Annotated in this window: 7 protein-coding genes; 2 read left to right on the forward strand and 5 right to left on the reverse strand. The window is 61.7% G+C overall.

Annotated elements, in window-relative coordinates; all coding sequences use genetic code 11:
* On the reverse strand, positions 1-646 hold a 646-nt coding region (locus VIW95_RS02960; protein ID WP_331583878.1), incomplete at its 3' end, for a phosphotransferase family protein.
* A 214-nt stretch (positions 647-860) separates the two neighbouring features.
* Between VIW95_RS02960 and VIW95_RS02965 the strand changes: the two genes are divergently transcribed.
* Both VIW95_RS02965 and VIW95_RS02970 read left to right on the forward strand, forming a co-directional pair.
* On the forward strand, positions 861-1,814 hold the full coding sequence (locus VIW95_RS02965; protein ID WP_331583880.1) for an SDR family NAD(P)-dependent oxidoreductase: 954 nt from the start codon (positions 861-863) through the stop codon (positions 1,812-1,814).
* An 82-nt stretch (positions 1,815-1,896) separates the two neighbouring features.
* On the forward strand, positions 1,897-3,648 hold the full coding sequence (locus VIW95_RS02970; RefSeq protein WP_331583882.1) for an NAD(P)/FAD-dependent oxidoreductase: 1,752 nt from the start codon (positions 1,897-1,899) through the stop codon (positions 3,646-3,648).
* 51 nt (positions 3,649-3,699) lie between these two features.
* Here VIW95_RS02970 and VIW95_RS02975 read toward each other — a convergent pair whose 3' ends face one another.
* The 4 genes from VIW95_RS02975 to VIW95_RS02990 all read right to left on the reverse strand — a co-directional run.
* Positions 3,700-4,650 carry an amidohydrolase family protein gene (locus VIW95_RS02975; protein ID WP_331583884.1) on the reverse strand — a complete coding sequence of 317 codons (951 nt, stop codon included), beginning with the start codon at positions 4,648-4,650 and terminating at the stop codon, positions 3,700-3,702.
* Between the two features lie 63 nt (positions 4,651-4,713).
* Positions 4,714-5,352, reverse strand: coding sequence for a DJ-1/PfpI family protein (locus VIW95_RS02980; RefSeq protein ID WP_331583886.1), 639 nt, complete (start codon positions 5,350-5,352; stop codon positions 4,714-4,716).
* 18 nt (positions 5,353-5,370) lie between these two features.
* Positions 5,371-6,360 carry a GlxA family transcriptional regulator gene (locus VIW95_RS02985; RefSeq protein WP_414645264.1) on the reverse strand — a complete coding sequence of 330 codons (990 nt, stop codon included), beginning with the start codon at positions 6,358-6,360 and terminating at the stop codon, positions 5,371-5,373.
* A 140-nt stretch (positions 6,361-6,500) separates the two neighbouring features.
* The coding region (locus VIW95_RS02990; protein WP_331583890.1) for a hypothetical protein at positions 6,501-6,768 on the reverse strand (268 nt) is incomplete at its 5' end.

Consider the following 6,768-nt stretch of genomic DNA (forward strand, 5'->3'; position numbering starts at 1 on the left):
AGCACGGAGTAAAAGGCGTCGTTAACGCGGCCTGCGCGCGTTCGATCAATCCTTCGGCCCACTCGACATCAGCCGCAGTGGTGCGATCGCTCACTGTCCGCGCTCGTTCGAGGATCCGCCGGATGCGCGCGGTGACGAGCTCGCGATGCGACGGCGGCTGAGTCACCGCACCATAGCCATTGTTGAAAGGCCATTCGGCGTGATCGTTGGTCGGCACTGCCCTGACAATGTCCCGCTCCGGATCGTAGCGCGCGCAGTAAGGCATAGTGATCTGCTGCATCGCGACGAGGTTGGATGCCATCGCGCGCGCAATCGCGCGCAGGTCCGCGCCGCTCAACTCGCGCCGCACGATGCGATCAGTGACCTGCAGTCCCGGCATCCGCGGCATGACCACGTAGCTCCAGGGGAAAAAATCGCACGAATCGTCAATCTGAAATGGCCATGGCACCGGCACACTCGTCCGCTCGTGGAGTAGGCGCGTGAAGAAGCGCTCGGTCGGAAACTGCGTAGGTCCATGCGGCGCTCCGCGGAATACGAACTCGCCGGCGCTCGAGGTGACGAACAGGTTTTGCCCGAACAGCCCGAATGGCACCGGCTCGACCGCCAGCAAATCGCCCAGCCCGAACCGAGCGAGCGCGCTACTCATTTGGTCGTGACTAATCGGCCCAAGCCGTTTTGAAGTTTTGTAAATTCGCTGCGGCATCGCCGGCACCCCCGAATCTCAATCGTGCGTGATCGACGACGGCTAGTCGAGTTCCACGTTCAGGCTCGTATTGTTCGGTGGCTTATCGGTATGTATTCGGTTTATGTTTGAGTCCAAGTCCTTCGCAGCAAGGACACCAAATTTGGAGAAAGGCACAATGCCAATGACTTTTGGAGCGGAATCGACGGCAGACGAAGTCCTCGAAGGCGTAAATCTTTCCGGCAAACGCGTACTCGTGACCGGCGTCTCGGCCGGCTTGGGCGTCGAGACCGCGCGATCGCTCGTCGCGCACGGCGGCACAGTTGTCGGCACTGCGCGAGACCTGTCGAAGGCGCGGCGTGCGCTCGCGGAAGCAGGCAATCCAGCGGTGGATCTCGTCGAAATGGATCTCGCTTCGCTCGCCAGCGTGCGCAAGGCGGCTAGCGAGTTGTTGGCGCGCGCCAAACCGTTCGATGTGATCATCGCGAACGCCGGCGTGATGGCCTGTCCGCAAGGCAAGACCCAGGACGGCTTCGAAACGCAATTCGGAACCAATCACCTCGGCCATTTCGTGTTCGTCAACCGGCTCGTGCCGCTTTTGAAGTCGGGCGCTCGAGTTGTGACGCTCTCTTCGGCCGGCCACCAGATCAGCGATGTCGACATCGAGGATCCGAATTTCGATCACACTCCCTATCAACCCTTTACGGCGTACGGCCGTTCGAAGACCGCGAATATTCTCTACGCGGTCGCGCTCGACAGCCGGCTCAAGGGACGCGGCGTGCGCGCTACCTCGATCCATCCCGGCGGAATCCAGACCGAGCTCGGGCGCCATATGACGCCGGAACTCGTCGAGCAGATGATGGCCCGCATAAATCGCGGGGCAAAACCCGGTCAGCCACCGGCCTTCCGCTTCAAGAGTGTCCCGCAAGGATCGGCGACTTCAGTCTGGAGCGGCTTCGTCGCATCATCTGATGCGGTCGGCGCGCACTATTGCGAAGACTGTCACGTATGCGAAGTGAATGACGACGCGACGTCGCGCGTCGGCGTCCGGTCTTATGCTCTAAATCTCGCCCACGCGAACGACCTCTGGAAAAAGAGCGAAGAGATGGTCAAAGAGCGCTTCCCGTTATAGATACTGGGTGCAGGGGTCACCCCTGCCGAAGGAAGGGTGAAACCCACCGCGGGTTTCACATTAAATCGCAGAGAGAATCGACATGCCGCAGACGCAAGAAAAGCCCATTGGGATGGTCGCGGAGCCAACGCGGTCACAAGACTTCTACGATAGCATCAAGCGGAAATTCGCCGAGGAACGCGACCTCAGGCTGAGCTACCGTCCCGAAGGCACCGCGCAATACACGTCCGACCTGTCGGGCGAGCTGTCGCGGTACGAAGTTGACCCGTACGCCGGCGAGGTCACGCCGCGCGAACCAATCAACGACACCGTCGAGGTCCTGTTTATCGGCGGAGGATTCTCTGCCCTGCTGACCTCGGCGCGGTTGCGCGAGCGCGGCGTCGAGAGCATTCGCATCGTCGAGCGCGGCGCGGACGTCGGCGGCACCTGGTACTGGAATCGATACCCCGGCGTGGCGTGCGACGTCGTCGCCTACGACTATTTGCCGCTGCTCGACGAGCTGGACTACGTGCCCAAGGACCACTACGCCAAGGGTCCTGAGATTTTCGCCCACTGCCAGGCGATCGCGAGAAAGTACAACCTGTACGAACTGGCGACTTTTCAGACCACCGTCACCTCGACTGAGTGGGATCCCGTCGATCAGATGTGGAACCTCACCACCGACCGCGGCGATCATATGAAGGCGCGCTTCGTCATCTGCGCCAACGGCACCCTTTCCAAGCCGAAGCTGGCGAAGATCAAAGGCCTCGAAACTTTCAAGGGACATTCCTTTCACACCTCGCGATGGGATTACGCCTACACCAGGCCCGATCTCTCGGGGCTCGACGGCAAGGTCGTCGGCATCATCGGCACCGGAGCGACTGCGGTGCAGGCGATTCCCGGCCTGGGCGCGGCGGCCAAAGAGCTGTACGTGTTTCAGCGCACGCCGTCGTCAATCGACGTTCGCGACGATTGGCCGACTGATCCCAACTGGGCGCGCAGACTCAAGCCCGGATGGCAAACGAAGCGCCGCGAACGCGCCAAGATGCAGCCGTTCATGACCCCGGATCAAACGGCGAAATATGCCGCGATGTCCCACGAAGAAAAAGTGCGGCGACAGGAGAACGCGAACATCGAGGCAATGATGAAGATTCATCAGCGCATCGATTCGATCGTCAAGGACAAAGCCACCGCTGAGGCGCTGAAGCCGTGGTACATGCTCCTGTGCAAGCGCCCATGCTTCCACAACGACTACCTGCCGACCTTCAACCGCCCCAACGTGCACCTGGTCGATACCCACGGCAAAGGCATCACCGAAATCACCGAAAAAGGTCCGGTGTTCGAGGGAAAGCAGTACGAGCTCGACGTACTCATCTATGCCACCGGCTTCGAAGTGCAGAAGACCGGCATCTACAACCAGATCAGAGGTGAGCAGGGCCTCGAGCTGAACGACAAGTATCGCGAGGGCATCCGCACCTTGCTTGGAATCCACTCACAGGGCTATCCGAATCTCTTCATCATGGGCGGTTATCAGGCGTCGTTCCAATTCAACCTGACCGACATGCTCCAGGCCCAGGGTGATCACATCGCGGCCTGCATCGAGTACGCGCGCCGTCACGGGTTCCAGGCGATCGATGTCACTCCGGAGGCCGAGGAATGGTGGGTGCAGGAGATTATCAAGCATCGCGGCAAGACCAATCGTAACCAGGAATGCACGCCCGGCTACTACAACTTCGAAGGCGAGTTCCAGCGCCGCCAGGACGGCAACTACAACGGCGGCTTCTTCCAGTACTGCAACCACATGACCGAGGTGCAGGCGCGGATGGAGGATCACTTCTCCTTCATAAGGAAGTAGCTCGCGCGATTGTTCCCCTTCCCGCGCGGGAAGGGGTTAGGGGTTAGGTTCCTAGTCTTTGAGCCGCGGGAACAGACCTAGCGCGTTGCCGCGCCCGATCGCCCGGAAATCGGCCGCCGACAGCAACTTGCTGCTCAACAATTCCGCGAGATGCGCCGACACTATCGCCTCCGGCGTGTGAACGTAGTCACTGCCATAGAGGATATGCGAGCGTTCGGTCATCTCGAGTAGCGGCGCGAGCGCGTTCGAGCCGGGCGAGCCTGCGAGATCATAATAAAACCGGTGCAGATGCTCTTCCGCGGCGACTGGCGTGCCGCCAGCGAGACCACGGCCGAACATGCCGATTCGCCGCGCCAGGAACGGCAGCGTCCCGCCGGCGTGAGGCACGATGATGCGGAGCTTCGGACATCGCGCCGTCGTACCGCTGAATATCAAGTTGACCACAGCCCGCGTGCTGTCGAAGGTGAACTCGATCATCGGCCGCGGATATCCGAGCGCACTCTGCTGCCAGCATATGGGCGATGTGGGATGAATGAAGACGACGGCGCCCCGGCGGTTGAGCTCATCGAAGACCGGATCCAGCCGCTTGTCGCCGAGGTAAACGCCGTTGAAGTTAGTCAACACGACTACGCCGTCGAGCTTGAGCGTATCCAGGGCATAGGCAATCTCGAGTAGCGCACCGTCAACGTCCGGCAGCGGCAGGCTGGCGAAGCCGCCGAAGCGTCCACGATGGTCTCCGATAGTGCGCGCGGCAAATTCGTTGACCGATCGCGCCAGCAAACGGGCTTTCGCATCGTTGCCGAAATGCACTCCCGGCGAAGATACCGACAGCATTCCGGTCGCGATGTGCATTCGGTCCATCATCGCCAGCGCGGCCTCCGCGCTCCATTGCGGCGCGGCAAACCCATCCGGCGAGCCGCCGACCGCGTCGATCATTTTCTCGCGATACTCGGGGCTCAAATAATGGAAATGAACGTCGATTCTGTCCTCGAACTCAGTCATCGCGATGGCCTCCAGCAGTGTTGCAACTACTTATAGTCCCACCGCCAGCTTGAGTTCGAATGCTCAATTCGACGCAGATGGTCTCTGATACCGCGGGCGCAAGACTTCCATGACGCCGGCGGGCGCGCGGCCTGCATTGCCGTCGAACGGCGGCTGCGGATCGTATTCGATACCCACCTGGATCGCGTGCGCAATCGTGTCACCGGCAACGCGACGGACAAGATGCAGCGCCATGTCGATACCCGCAGAGACTCCTGCGGCGGTAATTACTTTGCCGTCCTCGACGACTCGCTGGGAGCGCGGCTCGGCGCCGAACTCGCGCAACTTTTCGAGCCGCGCCCAATGCGTCGTCGCGGGCCGTCCCTTCAGCAGTCCGGCTGCGCCCAGCACCAACGCTCCCGTACAAACCGACGTTGTCCATTGAGTGGTCTTATCGATTTGGCGCACCCATTCGAGCATGTGCGGTTTCTCGCGCACCCGCGCCTCGCCGCGCCCGCCTGGCACGAGCAGGATGTCCGCGCTGGTCACGTCGGCAATCGAATAGTCGGCGACGATACCGAGCGATTTCGGATCGGCGCGCTTGATACCAGCGGTCTCGCCGACGAACATCATCTCGGCGCCCGGGACTCGGCACAGCACTTCGAACGGTCCAATCGCGTCTAGCGTGGTCAGGTCGTCGAAAATCAGGAAAGCAATTCGCATGGCGTTCTCCTTTTCTGGTCAGGCGCTAAGTTTTTGCTGAAAGCGGCTGCGATAGGCGCTGGGCGGAACGTGTAGGGCGCGGATGAACGCGCGGCGCATCGACTCGCGCGTGCCGAAGCCGCACTCCGACGCAATCGAATCGACACCCGCGACGGATTCTTCGAGCCGGCGGCGCGCCGCTTCAACGCGCGAGTTCTCGACGAATTCTCCCGGCGTCATCCCGACTTCGCGCGCGAACACGCGGGCGAAATTGCGCGAGCTCATCGCTGCGCGCCGCGCCAGCGCTGCGACTGACAAGTCCGCGCCTGGATGATCTGCAATCCATCGCTGCAAATCGCGGAGCGGCTCGCGATCCGCCTGCTGCGCGCTCAGCTGAACTGAAAACTGCGATTGCCCACCGGGTCGGCGCAGGAACATGACCAACTCACGTGCCACGGCGAGAGCAACGTCGCGGCCATGGTCGTCTTCGAGCAACGCCAGCGCAAGATCGATTCCCGCAGTCACGCCGGCCGAGCTAAATATCTTACCCGCGCGCACGAAAATCGGATCGGTCTCGACCGACACCGCAGGATATTGAGCCGCAAGGCGCGCGCATTGCCGCCAATGAGTGGTCGCCGAAAGTCCGTCGAGCAGGCCGGCCTCCGCGATCAGAAACGCTCCGGTGCATACCGAGCACAGGCGGCGCGTGCGACGGATGATTGCGCGGAGCCACTCGATTAGCGCGCGATCGCGGAGCGCAGCGGTAGCTCCTCGGCCGCCGGCGACCAGCAGCGTGTCGAGCGGCCCGCGCACGTTCGCAATCGCGCGATCCGCAATCAGCCGAATCCCCGACGAAGTCGCAAACGGGCCGGCTTTGGAGGCTGCAATTTCGACAGTGTAAGCGGGAACTCGCCAACCGCGTTCATCGGTCATCCATCGCGCGGCGCGGCCGAACACTTCGAGCGGGCCGGTGATGTCGATGATCTGCGCGTCGGGAAACGCGAGCATCACGATTCGGCGGGTACGAATGCGCGAGGGCGTACGCGCGATCTCGAGCCCCCTTTTCCTCCTTTTCTGCTTCATGAGGCGGATTATCCGGTGCGCCGAGGGTGGCAGCAATAGCCTATCTGCCACACTTACTGCCAAGCCCGGCTACACGCCGGACAAAGTCAGGGATGAGGCGATTGGAGCGTTGATGTCGATGCAGGGGTCGGCGAGATGGCGCGCATCGGCAGCGGGTCGTGAAATTTCGGCACCAGCATCAGCTGACCGACTGCGCGCGACATCGCAACCGACAAGGATTCGGCGGGGTCTGTTTCCAGCGGCAGAAAGACTTCGGCGCCGACCGGATTCGGCGGTTCATTCTCGGTGCCGCTGATTTCGTCGGAGAAAATCACCGCGCCGTCGCGATTCCTGAGCTCGTACTTCACGCGCACC

Origin of the sequence: Binatus sp. (SeqCode), from assembly GCF_036522015.1 — a bacterium.
Classification (GTDB): domain Bacteria; phylum Desulfobacterota; class Binatia; order Binatales; family Binataceae; genus Binatus.

Coding starts and splice junctions, on each gene's coding strand:
- VIW95_RS02975 (WP_331583884.1), bottom strand. CDS start 4,650: ATGACTGAGTTCGAGGACAGAATCGACGTTCATTTCCATTATTTGAGC.
- VIW95_RS02970 (WP_331583882.1), top strand. CDS start 1,897: ATGCCGCAGACGCAAGAAAAGCCCATTGGGATGGTCGCGGAGCCAACG.
- VIW95_RS02965 (WP_331583880.1), top strand. CDS start 861: ATGCCAATGACTTTTGGAGCGGAATCGACGGCAGACGAAGTCCTCGAA.
- VIW95_RS02980 (WP_331583886.1), bottom strand. CDS start 5,352: ATGCGAATTGCTTTCCTGATTTTCGACGACCTGACCACGCTAGACGCG.